Origin of the sequence: Rhodococcus sp. TAF43, assembly GCF_052113525.1 — a bacterium.
Taxonomy (GTDB): Bacteria; Actinomycetota; Actinomycetes; order Mycobacteriales; family Mycobacteriaceae; genus Prescottella.
In genome coordinates this window covers 18,766-38,350 of the sequence record NZ_JBFRDL010000061.1, presented here as the reverse complement: position 1 = coordinate 38,350, position 19,585 = coordinate 18,766, and the positions used below count along the sequence as shown (strand labels likewise).

Annotated in this window: 26 protein-coding genes; 13 read left to right on the top strand and 13 right to left on the bottom strand. The window is 68.7% G+C overall.

Translation table 11 applies throughout. The features are described from left to right. On the top strand, positions 1-210 hold a 210-nt coding region (locus tag AB4Z09_RS26050), incomplete at its 5' end, for a sigma-70 family RNA polymerase sigma factor (protein WP_442241022.1). Positions 211-236: 26 nt separating this feature from the next. Here the strand turns inward: AB4Z09_RS26050 and AB4Z09_RS26045 are convergent. Next, positions 237-503, bottom strand: coding sequence for a hypothetical protein (locus tag AB4Z09_RS26045; RefSeq protein WP_397484731.1), 267 nt, complete (start codon positions 501-503; stop codon positions 237-239). A gap of 250 nt (positions 504-753) precedes the next feature. Here AB4Z09_RS26045 and AB4Z09_RS26040 point away from each other — a divergent pair, with 250 nt between their 5' ends. From AB4Z09_RS26040 to AB4Z09_RS26010, 7 genes are all read left to right on the top strand, one after another. Next, complete coding sequence (locus tag AB4Z09_RS26040) at positions 754-1,185, top strand: STAS domain-containing protein (protein WP_442241023.1); 432 nt, start codon at positions 754-756, stop codon at positions 1,183-1,185. Between the two features lie 571 nt (positions 1,186-1,756). Further along, positions 1,757-2,236 (top strand): CinA family protein, encoded by a 480-nt coding sequence (locus AB4Z09_RS26035; RefSeq protein ID WP_174910647.1) that lies wholly within the window; start codon positions 1,757-1,759, stop codon positions 2,234-2,236. Between the two features lie 177 nt (positions 2,237-2,413). Continuing rightward, positions 2,414-2,599 carry a hypothetical protein gene (locus AB4Z09_RS26030; RefSeq protein WP_397484734.1) on the top strand — a complete coding sequence of 62 codons (186 nt, stop codon included), beginning with the start codon at positions 2,414-2,416 and terminating at the stop codon, positions 2,597-2,599. A 68-nt stretch (positions 2,600-2,667) separates the two neighbouring features. After that, on the top strand, positions 2,668-2,913 hold the full coding sequence (gene mbp1, locus AB4Z09_RS26025; RefSeq protein WP_442241021.1) for a microaggregate-binding protein 1: 246 nt from the start codon (positions 2,668-2,670) through the stop codon (positions 2,911-2,913). 4 nt (positions 2,914-2,917) lie between these two features. Further along, positions 2,918-3,247, top strand: coding sequence for a hypothetical protein (locus AB4Z09_RS26020; RefSeq protein WP_442241020.1), 330 nt, complete (start codon positions 2,918-2,920; stop codon positions 3,245-3,247). Next, positions 3,208-4,062 carry an FAD-binding oxidoreductase gene (locus AB4Z09_RS26015; protein ID WP_442241019.1) on the top strand — a complete coding sequence of 285 codons (855 nt, stop codon included), beginning with the start codon at positions 3,208-3,210 and terminating at the stop codon, positions 4,060-4,062. The genes AB4Z09_RS26020 and AB4Z09_RS26015 overlap by 40 nt, the downstream gene beginning before the upstream one ends. Further along, entirely contained in the window at positions 3,959-5,317 is a 1,359-nt protein-coding gene (locus AB4Z09_RS26010) for a (Fe-S)-binding protein (protein WP_442241018.1), read from the top strand. The genes AB4Z09_RS26015 and AB4Z09_RS26010 overlap by 104 nt, the downstream gene beginning before the upstream one ends. 61 nt (positions 5,318-5,378) lie before the next feature. Here AB4Z09_RS26010 and hisI read toward each other — a convergent pair whose 3' ends face one another. The 11 genes from hisI to hisD all read right to left on the bottom strand — a co-directional run bounded on the left by hisI (position 5,379) and on the right by hisD (position 13,412). Beyond that, on the bottom strand, positions 5,379-5,726 hold the full coding sequence (hisI, locus tag AB4Z09_RS26005; RefSeq protein WP_442241017.1) for a phosphoribosyl-AMP cyclohydrolase: 348 nt from the start codon (positions 5,724-5,726) through the stop codon (positions 5,379-5,381). Continuing rightward, positions 5,723-6,496: an imidazole glycerol phosphate synthase subunit HisF gene (gene hisF / locus AB4Z09_RS26000; RefSeq protein ID WP_114722788.1), complete on the bottom strand. Its 774-nt coding sequence runs from the start codon at positions 6,494-6,496 to the stop codon at positions 5,723-5,725. The genes hisI and hisF overlap by 4 nt, the downstream gene beginning before the upstream one ends. Next, positions 6,493-7,326 (bottom strand): inositol monophosphatase family protein, encoded by an 834-nt coding sequence (locus tag AB4Z09_RS25995; protein ID WP_442241016.1) that lies wholly within the window; start codon positions 7,324-7,326, stop codon positions 6,493-6,495. The genes hisF and AB4Z09_RS25995 overlap by 4 nt, the downstream gene beginning before the upstream one ends. Positions 7,327-7,340: 14 nt before the next feature. Beyond that, positions 7,341-8,075 (bottom strand): bifunctional 1-(5-phosphoribosyl)-5-((5-phosphoribosylamino)methylideneamino)imidazole-4-carboxamide isomerase/phosphoribosylanthranilate isomerase PriA, encoded by a 735-nt coding sequence (gene priA / locus AB4Z09_RS25990; RefSeq protein ID WP_114722786.1) that lies wholly within the window; start codon positions 8,073-8,075, stop codon positions 7,341-7,343. Between the two features lie 61 nt (positions 8,076-8,136). Next, positions 8,137-8,394 carry a hypothetical protein gene (locus AB4Z09_RS25985; protein ID WP_114722785.1) on the bottom strand — a complete coding sequence of 86 codons (258 nt, stop codon included), beginning with the start codon at positions 8,392-8,394 and terminating at the stop codon, positions 8,137-8,139. Continuing rightward, on the bottom strand, positions 8,391-9,026 hold the full coding sequence (hisH, locus tag AB4Z09_RS25980) for an imidazole glycerol phosphate synthase subunit HisH (protein ID WP_114722784.1): 636 nt from the start codon (positions 9,024-9,026) through the stop codon (positions 8,391-8,393). Before hisH ends, AB4Z09_RS25985 begins: the two co-directional genes overlap by 4 nt. After that, positions 9,023-10,177, bottom strand: coding sequence for an MFS transporter (locus tag AB4Z09_RS25975; protein WP_442241015.1), 1,155 nt, complete (start codon positions 10,175-10,177; stop codon positions 9,023-9,025). The genes hisH and AB4Z09_RS25975 overlap by 4 nt, the downstream gene beginning before the upstream one ends. Further along, positions 10,177-10,329 (bottom strand): hypothetical protein, encoded by a 153-nt coding sequence (locus AB4Z09_RS25970; RefSeq protein ID WP_174910659.1) that lies wholly within the window; start codon positions 10,327-10,329, stop codon positions 10,177-10,179. Before AB4Z09_RS25970 ends, AB4Z09_RS25975 begins: the two co-directional genes overlap by 1 nt. Positions 10,330-10,333: 4 nt before the next feature. Then, on the bottom strand, positions 10,334-10,948 hold the full coding sequence (gene hisB / locus AB4Z09_RS25965; protein ID WP_114722782.1) for an imidazoleglycerol-phosphate dehydratase HisB: 615 nt from the start codon (positions 10,946-10,948) through the stop codon (positions 10,334-10,336). Continuing rightward, positions 10,945-12,093, bottom strand: coding sequence for a histidinol-phosphate transaminase (locus tag AB4Z09_RS25960; RefSeq protein WP_174910662.1), 1,149 nt, complete (start codon positions 12,091-12,093; stop codon positions 10,945-10,947). The genes hisB and AB4Z09_RS25960 overlap by 4 nt, the downstream gene beginning before the upstream one ends. After that, on the bottom strand, positions 12,090-13,412 hold the full coding sequence (hisD, locus tag AB4Z09_RS25955; RefSeq protein WP_442241014.1) for a histidinol dehydrogenase: 1,323 nt from the start codon (positions 13,410-13,412) through the stop codon (positions 12,090-12,092). The genes AB4Z09_RS25960 and hisD overlap by 4 nt, the downstream gene beginning before the upstream one ends. Before the next feature lie 264 nt (positions 13,413-13,676). Between hisD and AB4Z09_RS25950 the strand changes: the two genes are divergently transcribed. The 4 genes from AB4Z09_RS25950 to AB4Z09_RS25935 all read left to right on the top strand — a co-directional run bounded on the left by AB4Z09_RS25950 (position 13,677) and on the right by AB4Z09_RS25935 (position 18,044). After that, positions 13,677-15,254 carry a GMC oxidoreductase gene (locus AB4Z09_RS25950; protein WP_442241013.1) on the top strand — a complete coding sequence of 526 codons (1,578 nt, stop codon included), beginning with the start codon at positions 13,677-13,679 and terminating at the stop codon, positions 15,252-15,254. Positions 15,255-15,265: 11 nt separating this feature from the next. Continuing rightward, positions 15,266-16,579, top strand: coding sequence for a glycoside hydrolase family 1 protein (locus AB4Z09_RS25945; protein WP_114722778.1), 1,314 nt, complete (start codon positions 15,266-15,268; stop codon positions 16,577-16,579). Positions 16,580-16,628: 49 nt separating this feature from the next. Beyond that, positions 16,629-17,246 carry a LysE family transporter gene (locus tag AB4Z09_RS25940; protein WP_174910671.1) on the top strand — a complete coding sequence of 206 codons (618 nt, stop codon included), beginning with the start codon at positions 16,629-16,631 and terminating at the stop codon, positions 17,244-17,246. 111 nt (positions 17,247-17,357) lie between these two features. Then, a complete protein-coding gene (locus AB4Z09_RS25935; protein ID WP_174910674.1) occupies positions 17,358-18,044 on the top strand; it encodes a hypothetical protein in 687 nt (228 codons plus the stop codon). A 1-nt stretch (position 18,045) separates the two neighbouring features. On the opposite strand, the gene AB4Z09_RS25930 is transcribed toward AB4Z09_RS25935, so the two are convergent. Next, positions 18,046-18,516 (bottom strand): SRPBCC family protein, encoded by a 471-nt coding sequence (locus tag AB4Z09_RS25930; protein WP_174910677.1) that lies wholly within the window; start codon positions 18,514-18,516, stop codon positions 18,046-18,048. A 257-nt stretch (positions 18,517-18,773) separates the two neighbouring features. Between AB4Z09_RS25930 and AB4Z09_RS25925 the strand changes: the two genes are divergently transcribed. Beyond that, the gene (locus tag AB4Z09_RS25925) at positions 18,774-19,421 is read left to right on the top strand and encodes a hypothetical protein (protein WP_114722774.1); all 648 of its coding nucleotides are present in this window, start codon (positions 18,774-18,776) and stop codon (positions 19,419-19,421) included. Positions 19,422-19,585 lie beyond the last annotated feature (164 nt).

The window sequence follows — 19,585 nt, the reverse complement described above, 5'->3', positions numbered from 1 at the left end:
GATTCGTACCTCGCCGCGGTCGAGGATCACGAAACGCTGCGGGTCATCCTCGAAGGGTTACCGGACCGGGAACGCACGGTGCTGTTGCTCCGGTTCTTCGGCGATCAGACGCAGTCGCAGATCGCGGCCCGCGTGGGTGTCTCCCAGATGCACGTCTCCAGGATCCTCTCCGATACGCTGGCCAGACTACGTGCACAGGTGGAGCTATAGTGCCGTCAGTCAGATAGTGCCGTCAGTCAGCCACCGGACAGTCTGCTGGCCAGCAACTCCTTGCTCTGCTCGGCACCTTTCCTGCTCTCACTCTGGGCGCGGCGGAAGAACTCCGCCAGTTCTCCGTCACCGTCGCGTTCGGCATCGGCGATGTAGTTCTCGAGCCGGAGGGCGTTGTTCATGCAGGTCTCGGCGAACCAGATCAGATCGTAGGTCTTGTCGACGGTCCCGGTGACGCCTCCGGTCTCCGATGAATGCGACATCTGCTCGTCTCCTCGTTCGATGTTCCTCATGGCACGGCGTACCCACTTCACGACGCCGGAAACCTGATGCCGGCAGTCCCGACGCGATGCGCCAGGCTGTACACGAGGACGAGTCGGTGTTAGAAACAAGAGAGGTTGAACACCCAGCCTGTCCAGCAACGGTGACGGACATTTCTGGCCGTCATGGAACGGACGTCTCGACCGAGTTCCACACGAGGCGCCATCCAACACGTTTGCACCGGATGGAGGCAACGACGTGTCTGATCTTCCAACTTCGGCAATGGTCATCCTTCGCGCATCGGCAAGGAGATACGAGACCGCTTCGGATAGCGTCACGGCATCGGATCCGACGGCCCTGCTGGTCGAACTCTTGGTCGACTTGGACCTCAGCACGGTAGACCGCTTCCGGCGGTCGTTCAAATCTTTGCTTCACGAAGCGTCAGGAGCCAGACCGGCGATCGGCGATCTGATCGTGCTCGACCTCTCCCGGGTCGACTTCATCGGAGTCGACGGCGCTTCGGCTCTGGTCGACGCGAAGGAGTTGGCCGCCGGATACGGTCTCGAGCTCGCGCTCGTCACTGCGACGCGGGGCGTCGAGCATGCTCTCGCTGCAACCGGGGTGAGCCAGATCTTCACGTGTCACGGGACTRTCGCGTCGGCCCTGGCGTTCGGGTCGAGCCATCTCGGCGCGCTGACCGACTTGGCGTACTGATCGCGCGGGTGGATGGAGACATCCAGATGCAAGACGACACCGTTCGCCCCACTGCGTGAGCGTTTCGCGGACATCCCGGATCGTGCCCAGAGCAGCGGACACCGCCTGCCGGTATGACGCTGATGGCACTGGCGCTTTCCGGCCGGACCCACCAAGAGGCGAGCGTCGAACTCAAAGTCGTTAGTCGGCAGCTTCTGGACAAGACCGTGCCCGTCAGGGTGGTTGAGTGCGACGGCCACAAGTACAACCAATACTGTTACACGACAAGCACTTCCAGATACCCCGGCAGAAGCGGTGGTACGACGGGAACACTCCGGGACCACCCGAGAAGCCGCGGAGTGACTGGGGCTCGTCGTCGAGTCGTGCACCTGCGCCCGACCGGGGACGCCGTCGGTGGCGCAGACCAGGGAGATCAGCGCGGACGACGGGACCTTCCGTATTGGCTGCTTGTTAGCCCGCCAAGGAGGCTCCGTCGAATCTCGAGAGTCGGCGTCGGCGTCGGCGAGAACATCATGGGACCTTGTTCGCAGGGACGCCCACTACCGTCCCAGCAAGGAGGTATAACCGAGCAATGGCGATCCCTCATAACGACGGCGGCGCGCTGGCAGATGAAGTCTCCGACCTCGCACAGAAGGCCGGGCGAACGGTCGGCACTGGCGAATCTCTGACCGGGGGACACATTTCGTGCCTCCTCGCCGCCGCTCCAAGCTCGTCCGCCTGGTTCCGCGGCACCATCGTCGCCTACTCGAGTGCCGTCAAGCACGATCTGCTCGAGGTGCCGACTGGACCGGTCGTCTCGGAACGCGCGGCACGCAGCATGGCGGTGGCTACCGCAAAGCTCCTGAACGCCGACACCGTGGTCGCGGTGACGGGCGCCGCCGGCCCCGACGGGCAGGACGGCCAGGAACCCGGGACTGTGTGGTTCGGGCTCTTCGACCGCGGATCCGTCAGCGCACTGCAGAAATCCTTCACGGGCAATCCGACCGACGTCGTCGAGTTGACCGCTCACCACGCACTCGAATTGCTCGTGAACTGCCTTCGTGCCGGATGAGGATTATTGGAGCGCCCGCCTCCATCAGTGCCGACCCCCGCGGGTCGCCGTCGGTGAGGAGCGGGAGGATGTCCTCGCCCCAGCGATTCACGCTGGATTGACCCATCCTGAACTGGATCGGCTCGACACTGTGCCGCCACGTCGCGCCTGCTGCACCAGCTTCGCACCCGGTGCCCCGTGGGCCTCCAGGTCGCGCTGGGCCTCACCCTGGTCGCTGCCGGCTACGGCTTCGCAGGCTGGGCATGGATCGCCGGGATCATTTGTGGTGGCGCTCTGCTGGTGGGGACGGCGCTCGTGCTCGCTGAGCATCGACGCGTCAAGCGACTGGACAACGCCTCACTCACCGATCAACTGGGCCACTGATCGATGTTTGCCCGCGGACCCGACCGGGTAAATGCTGGGCGAATCGTATCCGTTGAAAGGAGATCGTCATGTCGGGCAAGGAAAAGTCGGGTCCTGCAGAGGCAGTCAAAGGCACTGTCGAGGGCGTGAAAGGCAAGGCCAAGGAAGCCGCCGGCGCCGTGACGGGTCAGGACGACCTTGTGCGGGAAGGAAAAGCGCAGCAGGACAAGGCCGCCGCCCAACGGGAAGCGGCCGAAAAGGAAGCTGAGGCGGAGAAGGCGCGCGGAAAGGCTGCGGCTCAGGAGGCACACCAGCGCACCGAACAGGATAAGTAGCGCGATGACGTCGGACGTGACATCGCGCGGAACGGGTGAGCCGATTCGTCCGCGCAAGCCGACTCCCCGCAGGTTCTGGCGTCTGTCCGGCGTCTATCCGTCACAGTCCGATACCCACCTTCTCGCACGCACGTTGCTCGCAGAAGCGATCGAACCCGGTACCCGCGTTCTCGATATCGGCGCGGGCTCCGGGTATCTCTCGGTTGCGACGACGTGCGGGCCCGCTACCCCGACATTCCGCGCCGGGTGTCGGGGTACAACCTCGATTCACTGTTGCCGKAGAACAGATTCCACGTGGCGAAGGCACTCGTGGGCAGCGAGAGCACGCTGGTGACAGTGCTCGGCTTCGACGACATCACGGTGGCAGCGGATGCGGTCCCCGCCGTCCTCCGCCACCAGCCGTCCGCGCTCGAGGGCATCGACCACCATCTCGTCCAACTCGAGCACAGCCGGCACCTGACCGAGAAGGCGTTGCGCGAGTTACCGGACGGGAACTCGTGGCTGCTGATCCAGGTGGACGGCGACACCCAGGACGAGGCGGACGGGAAGGCGCGCGACCTCGTCGAGGACGCCGCGCGGAACCTGACCGACCGCACCAGGATCCTCGACGACCCCGCCCACAAGAAGCAGGTGTGGGAGGCGCGGGAGACCGGGTTGGGCGCCACCGCGTACCCGCCGCACGAACCCGAGACCCACGAGGGCTGGGAGGACGCCGCGGTCCCGCCCGACCGACTCGGCGACTACCTCCGCGACTTCCGCGACCTCCTGGATCGGTACGACTACGGAACCGCTTCGCTGTATGGGCATTTCGGCCAGGGGTGCGTGCACACCCGGATCCCGTTCGACCTCCGCACCGCCGACGGGGTGGACCGCTACCGCCGGTTCGCCGAGGACAGCGCCCGCCCGGTGGTCCGCTACGGCGGCTCGCTCTCCGGCGAACACGGTGACGGCCAGTCCCGCGGCGAACTCCTGCCGATCATGTTCGGCGAGCGACTCGTTCGCGCCTTCGGCGAGATGAAGGCCCCTGTTCGATCCGGGCAATCGGATGAACCCGGGCAAGGTCGTTCATCCCGATGCGCTCGACGCACACCTGCGGCAGGGCTCGGCCTACCGACCGTGGGAACCGGCGACGCGGTTCACCTACGGTGAGGACGACCACCGCTTCAGCCGGGCCGCGGCGCGGTGCGTCGGTGTCGGTAAGTGCCGGGGCCACGAATCCGGCGTGATGTGCCCCAGCTACCGGGCCACCGGCGAGGAGGAGCACTCCACCCGCGGCCGGGCACGGCTTCTGTTCGAGATGGTCGAGGGGGACGTCATCACCGACGGCTGGCGCTCGGCCACGGTCCGCGACGCCCTGGATCTGTGCCTGGCCTGCAAGGGATGCAAACGGGACTGCCCCGTCAGCGTCGACATGGCCACCTACAAGGCCGAGTTCCTCTACCACCACTACCGGAACCGGCCGCGTCCGCTGTCCCACTACTCGATGGGATGGCTGCCGCTGTGGTCCCGTGCGGCCGCCGCGGCGCCGCGCGCGGTGAATGCGCTCGCCCACGCGCCGGGCCTCTCCCGGGTCGCCGCCCGCGCCGCCGGTGTCGACCCCCGGCGCCCCCTCCCCTCGTTCGCGCCGTCCCGCTTCACCGAGGCATATCGTCCCGAACCCACCGGTGGCTGCCGCGGGCGAGTCGTGCTGTGGCCCGACACCTTCGACAACAACTTCGACCCGCACATCGCGCATGCCGCCGCCGCGGTGCTGCACGCCGCGGGATTCGATGTCGAGGTCCCCGACCGGACGGTGTGCTGCGGCTTGACCTGGATATCGACCGGTCAGCTCGGCGTCGCCGTTCGGGTCCTGCACCGCGCCCTCGACGTGCTCGGCCCGCATTTACGGGTCGGTACCCCGGTCGTCGTGCTCGAACCGAGCTGCGCGGCCGTGTTCCGCTCGGACCTCACCGACCTGCTGCCGGGCGACGAGGACGCCCGCCGGCTCGCGCAGCAGACGCACACGCTCGGCGAAGTGCTGGCCTGGCATGCGCCCGACTGGCGGCCACCGCAGCTGCCCCGCGCAGCGCTCGTCCAACAGCACTGCCACCAGCACGCCGTGCTCGGCTACACCCATGACCGCGACGCGCTGGTCACCGCCGGCGTGGACGTCGAGGTCCTCGACGCGGGCTGCTGCGGGCTGGCCGGCAACTTCGGGTTCGAGGCCGGGCACTACGACGTCTCCGTCGCGTGCGCGGAGGACAAACTGATGCCCGCGGTCCGGCAGGCCGACCCGGGCACGCTGGTCGTCGCCGACGGTTTCAGCTGTCGCACCCAGATCCGGGACCTCGAACCCGGAGCGCGCCCCCTGCACAGTGCGGAAGTGCTCGCGGCCGCGCTGCGCGGCGGTAACGGGCTACCGTGACGCCGCAGACGGATCGATGCGCCGGCCGGAACGTCCCGACGGTGAGAGCCCCGTCGGGCGGTCAGGCCTCGGCAGCGAGAAGCACGTCGGTGTCGAAGCAGGAGTGCGTGCCGGTGTGGCACGCCGCGCCCTCCTGATCGACGATCAGCAGCACGGAGTCGCCGTCGCAGTCCAGGCGCACCTCGTGCACGTACTGCGTGTGGCCGGACGTCTCGCCCTTGACCCAGTACTGCTGGCGCGACCGCGAGTAGTAGGTGCCCTTGCGGGTCTCCAGGGTGCGCGCGAGGGCCTCGTCGTCCATCCACGCGACCATCAGGACGTCGCCAGTCGACTTCTCCTGGGCGACAGCACTGAACAGGCCGGCCTCGTTGCGCTTGAGGCGGGCGGCGATCGACGGATCGAGACTCATCGGACGGTGATCCCTTCTGCACGCATGGACGCCTTGACGTCCCCGATCGTCATGTCTCCGAAGTGGAACACGCTGGCCGCGAGGACCGCGTCGGCGCCGGCCTCGACGGCGGGCGCGAAGTGTTCGACGGCGCCCGCGCCACCGCTGGCGATCACCGGCACGTGTACCGCCGCGCGGACGGCGCGGATCATCTTCAGGTCGAAGCCGGCCTTGGTGCCGTCGGCGTCCATCGAGTTGAGCAGGATCTCCCCCACGCCCAGCTCGGCGCCGCGGATCGCCCACTCGACGGCGTCGATGCCGGTGCCGCGCTTGCCGCCGTGCGTGGTGACCTCCCAGCCCGACGGCGTCGGCTCCTGCCCCACCGGGACGGTGCGGGCGTCGACCGACAGCACGATGCACTGCGAGCCGAACCGCTCCGACATCTCCCGCAGCACCTCCGGGCGGGCGATCGCGGCGGTGTTGACGCTGACCTTGTCGGCGCCGGCGCGCAGCAGGCGGTCGACGTCCTCGACGGTGCGCACGCCGCCACCGACGGTGAGCGGGATGAACACCTGCTCGGCAGTGCGAGTGACGACGTCGAGCATGGTGCCCCGGTCGCCGCTGGACGCGGTGACGTCGAGGAACGTCAACTCGTCGGCGCCCTGCGCGTCGTAGGTCGCCGCGAGCTCGACGGGATCGCCTGCGTCACGCAGGTTCTCGAAGTTCACGCCCTTCACGACACGGCCCGCGTCGACATCGAGGCAGGGAATCACTCGAACAGCCAAAGTCATTGTTGTGGCCCTCCTTCAGGCCGATTCTCCGGATCGCCCAGAGAGTGGAGAATATCGAGCAGTTCGCCGTGCACACCGGGCGCGGCGGCAAGCACCGATCGCGATCCGACGTGCCAGTCGTCGCCGCGCAGATCCGTCACGACGCCACCGGCCGCCCGCACCAGCGCGACGCCGGCAGCGTTGTCCCACACGTGGTGACCGAACACGACCGCGCCGCCGAGAATTCCGGCAGCAGTGTAGGCGAGGTCGGCGCCCGTCGATCCGTGCATCCGGAGCCGCGACGACGCGCGGCTGAGCTGACCGAGCAGTTCGAACCGATACGTCCCCGGGATCCGGCCGCGGCTGTCGATGTTGAACGCACCGAATCCGATCATCGCGTCGGACAGGGCACTGCGTTCGAGCGGCGGCAGCGCGAGCCCGTTGCGGGTGACCGGGCCGCCCCCGGCGGCAGCGAACCGTTCCCCGGTCAGCGGCAGCCACGTCAGCCCCAGAACGGGTACGCCGTCGCGCAGCAGCGCGAGCAGCATGCCCGCCGTCGGGAGGCCGGCCGAGTAGTTGAACGTGCCGTCGATCGGATCGAGAATCCAGACGTCGCCGTCGGTGAGTTCCGGCCCGCCGAACTCCTCACCGTGGACCTCGATGCCGGTGCGGCGCTTGAGCTCCGCGGACACCGACTTCTCCAGCTCGAGATCGACTGCGGTCGCAAAGTCCTTGGCGCCCTTACGCACCGCGCTCGGGGCACCCAGACCCGCGACGAACCGGTCCCGGGCCCCGTCGAGGACATCGCTCGCGATGGCGAGCAGCTCGAGCGGATCCCGGGACAGGCTCATAGCGTCAAAAGCTCCTACCGCGAAACCGCGGCGAGGGCCTCGGGAAGCGTGAATCGTCCTGCGTAGAGCGCCTTTCCGACGATCGAGCCCTCGACACCCTCGCCGACCAGACCGGCGATGGCCTCGAGATCGGCGATCGTGGAGACACCACCCGATGCGACGACCGGCGCGTCGGTGGCCGCGCAGACCTGGCTCAGCAGCTCGAGGTTCGGGCCCGTGAGGGTTCCGTCCTTGCTCACGTCGGTGACGACGTAGCGCGAGCAACCGTCGCGGTTGAGGCGCTCGAGGACCTCCCACAGGTCGCCGCCGTCGGACACCCAGCCACGGCCGCGGAGGCGGTAGTCGCCGTCGATCAGCTTGACGTCGAGGCCGACGGCGATGCGCTCACCGTGCTTGGCGATGGCGCGGGCGCACCAGTCCGGGTTCTCCACGGCAGCGGTGCCGAGGTTGACGCGGGCGCAGCCGGTCGCGAGAGCGGCCTCAAGGGTGTCGTCGTCACGGATACCACCGGACAGCTCGACCTTGACGTCGAGCTCGCCGACCACTGCGGCGAGCAGCTCACGGTTGGAGCCGCGACCGAAAGCGGCATCGAGATCGACCAGATGCACCCACTCGGCACCGTCGTTCTGCCACGCGAGGGCGGCGTCGCGGGGCGCACCATAACTGGTCTCACTCCCCGCCTCTCCCTGAACGAGGCGAACAGCTTCACCGTTGGCGACATCTACAGCAGGCAAAAGGACCAGGCTCACTGCGCCCACTCTAGTGCCTGGCTCCGCTGCGACCGAAAGCGCGGTCGGCACTGTCACGGCGTCACGATCGACGGTCGGTGCCGTCGGCCTCCGGCCCGAACGATCGACGGACCAATCGTTTGGAAACCACGCCCATCGCCGTGATCGCGGCGGCGACCCCGACGAGTGCGATGACGAGCCCTCCGACCGGCCCCGGCCGCAGAGCCACGATCACTACCGTGACGACGACCAGCACGGTCGTCGCCGCGCCCATCGCTGCGAGCGCGAGCCGCGCGATGGACAGCTCCGCGCCCGAGTCCTCACCCGGGGAGCGGGTCACAGGGCGCGGACCCAGTTCTCCAGCAGCTGTGCGCCGGCGTCGCCGGACTTCTCGGGGTGGAACTGGGTGGCCGACAGCGCGCCGTTCTCGACAGCCGCGAGGAACCGGTCGCCGTGCTCGGCCCACGTCAGCTTGGGCGGGGCGATGATGTCCGACGGCGGCAGCTCCCACGTGCGCACGCCGTACGAGTGGACGAAGTAGAAGCGGGTGTCCGGGTCCATGCCGGCGAACAGCGTGCTGTCCTCGGGGGCGTCGACCGTGTTCCAGCCCATGTGCGGCAGGACGTCGGCCTCGAGCCGCTCGACGGTGCCCGGCCATTCGCCGCAGCCCTCCGCCTCGACGCCGAACTCGACGCCGCGTTCGAACAGGATCTGCATGCCGACGCAGATACCCAGAACCGGCCGGCCGCCCGCGAGCCGCTGACCGATGATTCGGTCGCCGCGGACACCGAGCAGGCCCTCCATGCATGCCGCGAAGGCGCCGACACCGGGCACCACCAGACCGTCCGCCGCGAGGGCGATCTTGGGGTCCGACGTCACCTCGATCTCCGCGCCGGTCCGCGCGAGGGCGCGCTGGGCCGAATGCAGATTTCCGGAGCCGTAATCGAGAAGAGCAACCTTGCGTGCGGTCATGTGCCAACTCTATCGGCCCGCAGGGCGGCGATCGTAGCCACGGGGACGACGGCGGCGACCGCCACCGCGGCGACCACGAACACCGGCGGATAGCCCGCTGCCGTCGCCACCGCACCCAGCGCCAGCGCACCGACACCGGTACCGCCGTCGTAGGCGATGTTCCAGGCGGCACTGGCCGCCGCGACCCGGTCCCGGCCCGCCGACGCGAGCAGCACCAGCAGCGACTCGTTCTGCACCGCACCGAAGCCCAGCCCGAAGATCATCGCCCCGACCACCAATCCGATGTCGCCGACGTGCCCGGCGACCGCGAACGCCAACAGTGTGGTGCCCACCGCCGCGGTCAGCAGTGCCGGCACGGTGGTCCGACCCGCACCGATCCGGTCCGCGATCACACCGGCGCCGTAGCGGCCGAGCAGCATCGCACCGGCCGAGGCCGACAGCGCGAAACCGGCCACGGCAGCGCGATTCTCGGTGGCTATCGGAAGCAGCGAGGACACCCCGCCATACGTGGCCGCCACCACCAGCATCGACAGGCAGGGCACCAGCAGCACCTTCAGCGGCAGTCCCTTGCGCCCGGCCGGCATCCCGGGATTCGGGACGACCGGGAGCCGTGAGATCGACACCAGGGACAGCAACGGGATGATCGTGCCGAGCAGGTACACCGCGGCATGGTGCCCCGCCTGGTAGAGGCCGAGTCCCAGTGGCAGCACCAGCATCTGGGATGCCGCCACCGCCACTCCGTTGGCGCCGGTCACCCGCCCCAGCAGCTTGGGCGGCGCCAACTCGGCCAGCAACCCGATGCCCGCGACCGTCACCAGTCCGAAACCGATGCCCCGGATCGCCGAGATCGCCAGCGCCGGCGCGGTCGCGGTGCTGAGGAGGAAGCCCAGCGACGGCAGTCCCAGCATTACGCAGCCCACGGCTAGCACGGCACGGTATCCCCGGTTGCGCAGCAGAGCCGGCACACGCAGTTGCGTCACGACCGTGGYGGCCATGAACACCGCCGTCGACGCTCCGGCCGCGGTGCTCGAACCACCCGCGTCGGCGATYGCCAGCGGGACCACCGGCAACAGCAATGTCCAACCACCGAAGGTGGTGGCGCCCATGAGGAGAGCTACGAGGACCCCGCGAGTGCGCAGGAGTTCGCGCATCAGATCAGCCGCAGGATCCCCGACGCCGCCGCGAGCACCGCTAGGGCAACCAGGACACCCGACGCCAACTTGTTCACCTTCCACATCGCGTATGCGCCGCCGATGGCGAAGCCCGCTGCGAGGAACAGGATGTAGATGAAGACAGTGCTCATGGTTCTACAGCGCACCCTTGGTCGACGGGACGCCGGTGACCCGCGGATCCGGCTCGACGGCCTCGCGCAGTGCGCGGGCGACGGCCTTGAACTCCGCCTCGGTGATGTGGTGCTGGTCGCGGCCGTAGAGCACCCGCACGTGCAGCGCGATGCGCGCGTTGAGGGCGATCGACTCGAACACGTGCCGGTTGATCACCGTCGAGTACGGCACACCCGGGTAGCCGCCGATCACGCTGTGCAGCATGTGCTCCGGCTCGCCGGTGTGCACGCAGTACGGACGCCCGGAGACGTCGACGGAGGCATGCGCGAGGGTCTCGTCCATCGGGATGAAGGCGTCACCGAAACGGCGGATGCCACGCTTGTCGCCCAGCGCCTGACCGAGGGCCTGGCCGAGCACGATCGAGGTGTCCTCGACGGTGTGGTGGGCGTCGATCTCGACGTCTCCCTTGGCCTGCACGTTCAGGTCGAAGCTGGCGTGCGCGCCGAGGGCGGTGAGCATGTGGTCGAAGAACGGGATTCCTGTCGATACCGCGACGTTCCCGGTGCCGTCGAGGTTGAGTTCGACGACGATGCTCGATTCCTTGGTGGTCCGCTCGACGCGTGCGATCCGGTCGCTCATCGGGATCCCTTCGTTTCCGTTGAAACAAGCTCGGTTGAAGCAAGCTTCCTGCTGACCCGCAGCAGTTCGTCGTTCTCGGCAACCAGGCCGATGGTCGCACGCAGATGTCCCGGGATACCGACGTCGCGGATCAGCACGCCCTCGTCGAGGTAGTGCTGCCACCTCCGGGCGGCGTCCTCGAAGAGCCCGAACAGGATGAAGTTCGCGTCGCTCGGGACCACGGTGTAGCCCATCGCCGACAGCTCCGCGCTCACCCGGTCGCGCTCGGACGCGAGCTCGGCGACGCTGCCGAGGGTCTCGTCGGCGTGCCGCAGCGCGGCGCGGGCGGCGGCCTGCGTGACCACCGACAGGTGATACGGCAAGCGCACCAACAGCATTGCGTCGATGAACGCCGGAGCCGCGACGAGGTATCCGAGCCGGCCACCGGCGAACGCGAACGCCTTGCTCATCGTCCGGCTCACCACGAGCTTGGTGGGGAACTCGTCGATCAGGCTCACCGCGCTCGGGATCGACGAGAACTCGGCGTACGCCTCGTCCACGATCACGATGCCGGGTGCGGCGGCCAGGATCTGCTTCAGGTCCTCGAGGCCGATGCTGTGCCCGGTCGGGTTGTTGGGGCTGGTGACGAACACGACGTCGGGGCGGCGCTCGCCGATCACCCGCACCGCGGTCTCCGCGTCGAGCGAGAAGTCCTCGCGCCGCGGCGCGGGAATCCACTCGGTCTGCGTGCCGGTGACCAGCAGCGGGTGCATCGARTAGGACGGCACGAAACCGACCGCCGTGCGCCCCGGGCCGCCGAACGCCTGCAGCAGCTGCTGCAGCACCTCGTTGGAACCGTTGGCGGCCCACAGGTTCGACACGTCGAGCGCGACGCCGGTCTGGCGGGTCATGTACGCGGCCAGGTCCGTGCGCAGCGCGACCGCGTCACGGTCCGGGTAGCGGTGCAGATCCGCAGCCGCGGCACGGACCGCCTCCGCGACGTCGTCGACGAGCGCCTTCGACGGCGGGTGCGGGTTCTCGTTGGTGTTGAGCTGCACCGGAACCGTCAACTGCGGTGCGCCGTAAGGAGACTGACCGCGAAGGTTCTCCCGGATGGGCAGATCGTCGATGCCGACGGCCGATCCGGGGACGACCCCGGCGCTCACTTGAGAGCCTCGAAGCGCAGCCGCACGGCCTCGCCGTGTGCCGGCAGATCCTCGGCGTTCGCGAGCGTGATGACGTGCCCGGAGACCTCCTTGAGGGCGGCCTCCGAGTAGTCGACGACGTGGATGCCACGCAGGAAGGTCTGCACGCTCAGTCCGGACGAGTGCCGCGCGCAACCCGCGGTGGGCAGCACGTGGTTGGACCCGGCGCAGTAGTCACCCAGGCTGACCGGCGCCCACGGCCCGACGAAGATCGCACCCGCGGACCGGACCTGCGCGGCCACCGCGGAGGCATTCTCGGTCTGGATCTCGAGGTGCTCGGCGGCGTACGCGTTGACCACCTTCAGCCCGGCCGCGATGTCGTCGACGAGCACCGTGCCGGACTGGCTTCCGCGCAGCGCGGTCTCGACCCGCTCACGGTGCTTGGTGAGCTCGAGCTGCGCGGCCAGCGCCTTGTCGACGGCGTCGGCCAGGTCGGTGCTGGTGGTCACCAGGACGCTCGCGGCCATGACGTCGTGCTCGGCCTGGCTGATCATGTCGGCCGCGACGTGGATCGGGTCGGCGGTGCCGTCGGCGAGGATCGCGATCTCGGTGGGGCCGGCCTCTGCGTCGATGCCGACCAGTCCGCGGCACAGGCGCTTGGCGGCGGTGACGAAGATGTTGCCGGGACCGGTGATGAGGTCGACCGGCGCCAGCTCACCGCCGTCGGTGTCGGTGCCGCCGTAGGTGAGCAGGGCGACGGCCTGGGCGCCGCCGACGGYCCACACCTCGTCGACGCCGAGCAGTGCGGCCGCGGCGAGGATCGTCGGGTGCGGCAGACCGCCGAAGGCGGCCTGCGGCGGGGAGGCGACGACGAGCGACTCGACACCGGCGGCCTGCGCCGGGACGACGTTCATCACGACGCTGGACGGGTACACGGCGTTGCCACCGGGCACGTACAGGCCGACCCGCTCGACCGGGACCCACCGCTCGGTGACGGTGCCGCCGGGCACGACCTCGGTGACGGTGTCGGTGCGGCGCTGATCGGCGTGCACCTTGCGGGTCCGCTCGATCGCGACCTCGAGGGCGGCGCGGACATCGGCGTCGAGTTCGGCGAGCGCGCGATCCAGCTCGGCCTGCGGCACACGGACGGTGCCCGGCCGGATGCCGTCGAACTTCTCGCTGTATTCGAGCGCCGCTTCGGCGCCACGGTCACGGATCGCCTCGACGACGGGACGGACCTGATGCAGCACCGCGTCCACGTCCACTCCGCCACGGGGCAGGGCGCCTCGAAGCTCAGCGGTGGAAGGGGTACGACCGCGAAGGTCGGTGCGGGCAAGCATGAGAGGTCCTCTCTGGAGAACAGGGGTTTACACCGATTATCCGCGATGGGTGCAAGTTGCTTACGTTCCGGCCCCACACGCGCGCCGAACGGCCCGCTGCTCGCGGTGAGCGCCTCCCCTGAGCAGCGCTTTGTCCGAAAGACACCCCACTGGACACGTGTCCACCCTAGAGTTCCCACCTGCGAGAGCTCGTCGACCCCAGCATCCGACAACGCAACGCAGGGAGCTGCCGTGATCCCCGATCCGAGCCCGACCGTTCCGCGAGTGACGAGACGCACGTTCCTCGGCGGCGCGGCAGGAGCAGCGTTCGCCGTGACGGCCGCTGCCCCGTCGGCCGCGGCGGCYCCGGCGCGACGCACACCGGTGACCGAGGAGCGCCGCCGCGCAGTGGTGATCGGGAGCGGCTTCGGCGGAGCGATCGCCGCGATGCACCTCGGGCAGGCCGGCGTGGACACCCTCGTCCTCGAGCGCGGCATCCGGTGGCCCACCGGGCCGAACGCCGAGACGTTCCCGCGGATGCTCTCCCCCGACCAGCGCTCGGCGTGGCTGCAGCCGCACCCGGTGATGACGGGCGCCCCGCCCGCCGTGTTCCCGCCGTTCACCGGACTGATGGAGCGCATTCCCGGCAACGGCATGGACATCCTGTGCGGAGCCGGCGTCGGCGGCGGGTCGCTGGTCTACCACGGCATGACCATGCAACCGAACGGCGAGAACTTCGCCCGGTGCGTCTCGCCCCGTATCGATTTCGCGCAGATGGATTCGGAGTACTACCCGCGGGTGGCCCGCAGGCTGGGGATCGCGACGATCCCCGACGACCTGCTGAACAGTCCGCAGTACAGCTCGTCGCGCCGGTTCGTGGAGATGGCGGACGCACAGGGCCTGCACACGTTCCGGGTCCCGATGCCGATCGACTGGGAGTTCGCGCGGCGGGAACTGCGCGGCGAGATGCGCCCGTCGTACACCACCGGCGACCTGATCTACGGCGTCAACAACGGGGGCAAGTTCTCCGTGGACGTCACGTATCTCGCGGCCGCGGAGGCGACCGGCCGGGTCGAGGTGGCGCCGCTGCATCGGGTCGCCGACATCGAACGCGGCCCGGACGGCTCCTGGATCGTGCACTGCGACCGCATCGGACGGGACGGCACGGTGCTCGAGCGGAAACGGATCACCTCCGACGCCCTGTTCCTCGGGGCCGGATCGCCGGGCACCACACGCCTGCTCGTGAAGGCGAAGGCCAAGAACCTGGTCCCCGATCTCCCCGACGGTGTCGGCACCGGATGGGGCAACAACGGCGACCGCATCTTCATGGTCACCCGCGCGACGGACAGTCCCGGTGCATGGCAGGGCGGACCCGCGTGCGTCGGGGTCAAGGACTGGGACAACCCGGCCGGCGCGCTGACGATCGTGCTCGGGCCGGTGCCGTTCCCGCTGGATCTGTACACCACGTCGGTGATCGGGTACGGCGTCGTGGACGGTCTCGGTACGTGGCACTACGACGCCGGCCGCGACGACGCGGTGCTGACCTGGAATCAAGCGTTCGACCGGGGTCTGACCGACGCGATCCGCGCACGGATCGAGCAGATCGTCGGCGCCGGGTTCGGAGTGTCGGCGATCGACGTGAACGCCGTCGACACCAACACCTTCCACCCGTTGGGCGGCGCCCCATTCGGCTCGGTGTGCGACGACGCCGGACGGGTGCACGGGCAGCGTGGGCTCTACGTCCTCGACGGCGCCCGCATCCCCGGGTCCACCGGGGCGTGCAATCCGTCGATGACGATCGCCGCGCTCGCCGAGCACAGCATGGACGCCCTGGTCGCCACCGACGTCGACACTGTCTTCTGAGAAGGACCCCCATGAAAGCAACGTTGCGCACCGCGATCGTCGCGCTCACGCTCACGCTCCTCGCCGTGCCGACTGCGCAGGCGCAACCGCTCGGCGACGACTTCCTGTGGGGCGTGGCCACCTCCGGGTTCCAGTCGGAGGGGTCGTCGCCCGACAGCAACTGGTCGCGGTACTCGGCCTCCGGGAGGACGCACGACGAGATCGGCGATGCGGTCGACTTCCGACACCGCTACGCCGAGGACATCGACAACGCGGCCGCGCTCGGTGTCGACGTGTTCCGCTTCGGCATCGAATGGGCCCGGGTGCAACCACATCCGGGCCAGTGGGACAAGACCGAGTTCGCCTACTACGACGACGTGATCCGGCGGATCCGCGACCACGGGATGACGCCGATGATCACCCTCGACCACTGGGTGTACCCGGGTTGGATCGCCGACCGGGGCGGCTGGGCGGATCCTCGCACCGTGGACGACTGGCTGGTCAACGCCGAGGAGGTGGTGAACCGCTACCGCGACGTCGGCGCCATCTGGATCACGTTCAACGAGCCCACCACCTACGCACAGCGTGAACTGACGTTCGGGGGGATTTCACTTCTCGACGTGCACAAGATGTTCGACGGCATGACACGCGCCCATCGCACGATCTACGACCGCATCCACCAACTCGATCCCACGGCGCGGGTCGGCAGCAATCTCGCGTTCATCCCCGCCGCGTTCGGGCTGCTCGACAACCTGTTCGTCGACCGGGTCACCGACAAGCTCGACTTCCTCGGCATCGACTACTACTACGGGCTCTCGCTGGACAACATCTCCGCGATCGCCGCCGCCACCGACCAGTTCTACGACGTCGTCCCACAGCCGGACGGGATCTACCACGCGCTCATGGCGTATCACCGCAAACTGCCGGACATGCCGCTGTACGTCGTGGAGAACGGGATGCCCACCGACGACGGCAAGCCACGACCGGACGGCTACACCCGCTCGGATCACCTGCGTGACCACATCTACTGGATCGAGCAGGCCCGCAGCGACGGCGCCGACGTGATCGGCTACAACTACTGGTCGATCACCGACAACTACGAGTGGGGTTCGTACCGTCCGCGGTTCGGGCTGTACACCGTCGACGCGCTCACCGACCCGGCGCTCACCCGCCGCCCCACCGACGCCGTCGACACGTACCGCGGCATCGTCGCCGCCGGGGGCGTGCCCGCGGACTACACACCGGTGATGCCGAAGGCGTTCTGTTCGCTCGTCGATCCTCCGGGCAGCTGCCTGACCGGTGGCTCGTCGGGCAGCGGATCGGGCACCGGGTCGGGCGGCTCGTAGCCACACCCGCCACCGATCCACGGCGTGGGCGCGCCTAAGCTCCTCCCGCGTGTCGTGGCAGATGTGGTTGGCATTTTTCGGCGCCAGCTGGGTGATCAGCCTGTCACCAGGAGCCGGCGCGATCGCGTCGATGTCGGCTGGCCTCCGGCACGGCTTCCTGCGCGGCTACTGGAACATCCTCGGCCTGCAGCTGGCGCTGCTGCTACAGATCGCGATCGTCGCGGCAGGCGTCGGCGCCCTGCTCGCCGGCTCGACGACGGCGTTCCTGATCGTGAAGTGGTTCGGCGTCGCCTACCTCGCGTATCTCGGCATGCGGCAGTGGCGCTCGGCGCCGACACCGATCGAGGCCGAACCGGACAGCAAGCGAGCCACCGCCGCGGGGCTGGTGCTACGGGCGTTCCTGATCAACTCCAGCAACCCGAAGGCGATCGTCTTCATGCTCGCGGTGCTACCGCAGTTCCTGAACCCCGCCGCACCGCTGTTCCCGCAGTACGCGCTCATGGCGGCCACGATGGTCGCCGTGGACACCGTCGTCATGACCGGATACACCGGTCTCGCGGCGCGGGTCCTCCGCGTGCAGCGTTCGCCGCGTCAACAACAGGTCACGAGCCGCGTCTTCGCGACCCTGTTCTTCACCGCCGCGGCGGCCCTCGCCACCGCGGTGTGACAGGCGCGGTTCACGGCCTACCGCCGGGGATCGTTCTGTGCCTACGCTGACGGGAGCAGCATGTGCGGGCGCAGACGTCGGTCGGCGGCCCGCCGACCATCGGGAGCGACCATGAGCACCAGCCCGCGAACCCTCGCCGAACAACTGCCCGATCTCCCACCGGGCGACGAGTTCGAGCGGTTCGCCGGATACGCGGTGATGGGCCTGCCGTTCACGACCGGCCACTACCTCGCACTCCGACACTTCCCTACGAGCTCGATCGGCCCTGGCTACGACTCGGTGTGGCACCGGAACCCGGCCGGCCAGTGGGTCATGTACATCAACGGAGCGCCGGAGTCCTCCTGCCCGCGCTACTTCGGCCGGGCATTGGCGGAATCTCGAACCGCGGACATCACCATCACCTGGAGCGGACCGGACGAGTTCGGCGTGACCGTCGGCGACACGATCGACTGGTCGATGATGTTGACCCGTTCCCTCGCCACCCGGGCGATGACCGCCGCCGGATCACTGATGCCCGCCGCACTGTGGCGCAACGACCGCGTGCTGACACTGATGTCCCGGGTCGCCGGGCCGCTGCTCGGCGTGGGCCGGGTCGGACTGACCGGGGAAACTCCGAGTGGGTATTCCTTCCGTGCCAATCCGCGCCGGTTGTGGGCGGTGCAGCGCAGCCGGGCGACGGTCGACGGCGTCGACGTCGGACCGCCGGGCCCCCTCCCGGAGCAGGCCCGGCTCGGCGGGTTCTGGCTGCCGCAGCGGGGCATGTTCGCGATCGGGGAGACGTACTTCACGCCGGCGTGAGTCACCCGTCGGCGTACCGCGCGCGCAACTGCTCGAGGGTCGCCGTGATGCCCTGCTCGTCCTTCGAGCGGAACCCCATCCATTCCACCCACTGCGGGAACCTCACCATCGAATAGTCGAACACCTCGGTCACCTCCGTGTGACCGGCCGTGGTCTCCGTGAACTCCCAGCGCCAGTGGTGGCCGAGGGGGTGTTTCCACTCGACAACACGCCCCTCCTCGAAGTCGATGACCCGGCTCGTGATCTGGTACGGCGCGCCGTACATCTTCATCGAGACCGTGAAGGTGGAGCCTTCGTCGAGGCGGTCCGGCCCGGACACCGCGTGCTGCACGGTCCCGGACCCGTCGAGTTCGTGGTGGCGCCGCGGGTCGGCGATCAGGTCGAAGACCGTCGCGGCGGGTGCGTCGACGGTGACCCGGCGGGCGATTCTGCGCGGTCCGCGATCGACCACCGTGACGTTCGAGCCGCTCATGCGTCCACGGTACGTCGCCACGAGCCGGTCGGCACCCGCGAACGGAGCCGCGCCCACTCGTTCCGCGGCCGGCGGGGCACGCGGATGCGCCGCCAACCTTGATGAACTGAGAATGAACGTAATCCCAACGAACGTAGTCACGGTCGTCGCATCTCCATCGTCTTACCCTGCACAGCAAGCTGATTCGATCGACGTTTCGGCGGTTCGATCGTCCGATTTCACGGCATGGTCACGATTTGCGACCTATACTGCCGCACATGCTGATTCACCCGACTCTGCGGATGCAATCGTGGGGATTCACGATCGGGTCGCTGCTCTTCGCGCTCGGCTCCGCACCGGTACTCGCGCCGGCCCTCGGAACGGCCACCGCCAACACGGCCTTCTTCGTCGGCTCCTGGTTCTTCACCTACGCCGCGTTCATCCAGTTGGTGCTCAGCGGCGCCGCCACGACAACGGACACGGATACCGGCAAGCCCGCGATACGCGCCGAATGGCTAGCCGCGGCGACCCAGTTCCTAGGCACGGTGCTCTTCAACATCAGCACCGGGGCCGCGCTGCACGCCCACACCATCGCCGGCGAGAARCACCTGGTGTGGACACCGAACGCGGAGGGCTCGATTGCGTTCCTGATCAGCAGCTATCTGGCGATCCTGATGCTCGTCCGCGCAAAGAACTACTGGGCTCCGCGCTCCCTCGACTGGCAGAGTGCCTGGTTCAACGCCCTCGGCTCACTCGCGTTCGGCCTCTCGGCCGCGGGGGCGTTCATCACCCAGTCGGGAAGCGTCGAGGACGCATCCCTCGCCAACGCCGGCACGTTCGTCGGCGCCCTGTTCTTCTTTGCCGCGTCCGTCATCTTCCTCGGTAAGCCACGTCGTCCCGCGCCGGAGCCTGTCGAGTCACTCTGACGCAGGTCCACCGCCGATCTCGCTGCCGCGACGCATTGTCGAAGGCAGCGGGATCGGCGGTTCCGGTCCTGGAATCCTTTGCGTCGCACCGTCACTTGTCGAGCCTCTTTCGGCCGTCACCGGGACCACCACCGACAACTCGAGAACGGGTGAAGTAGGGGGTT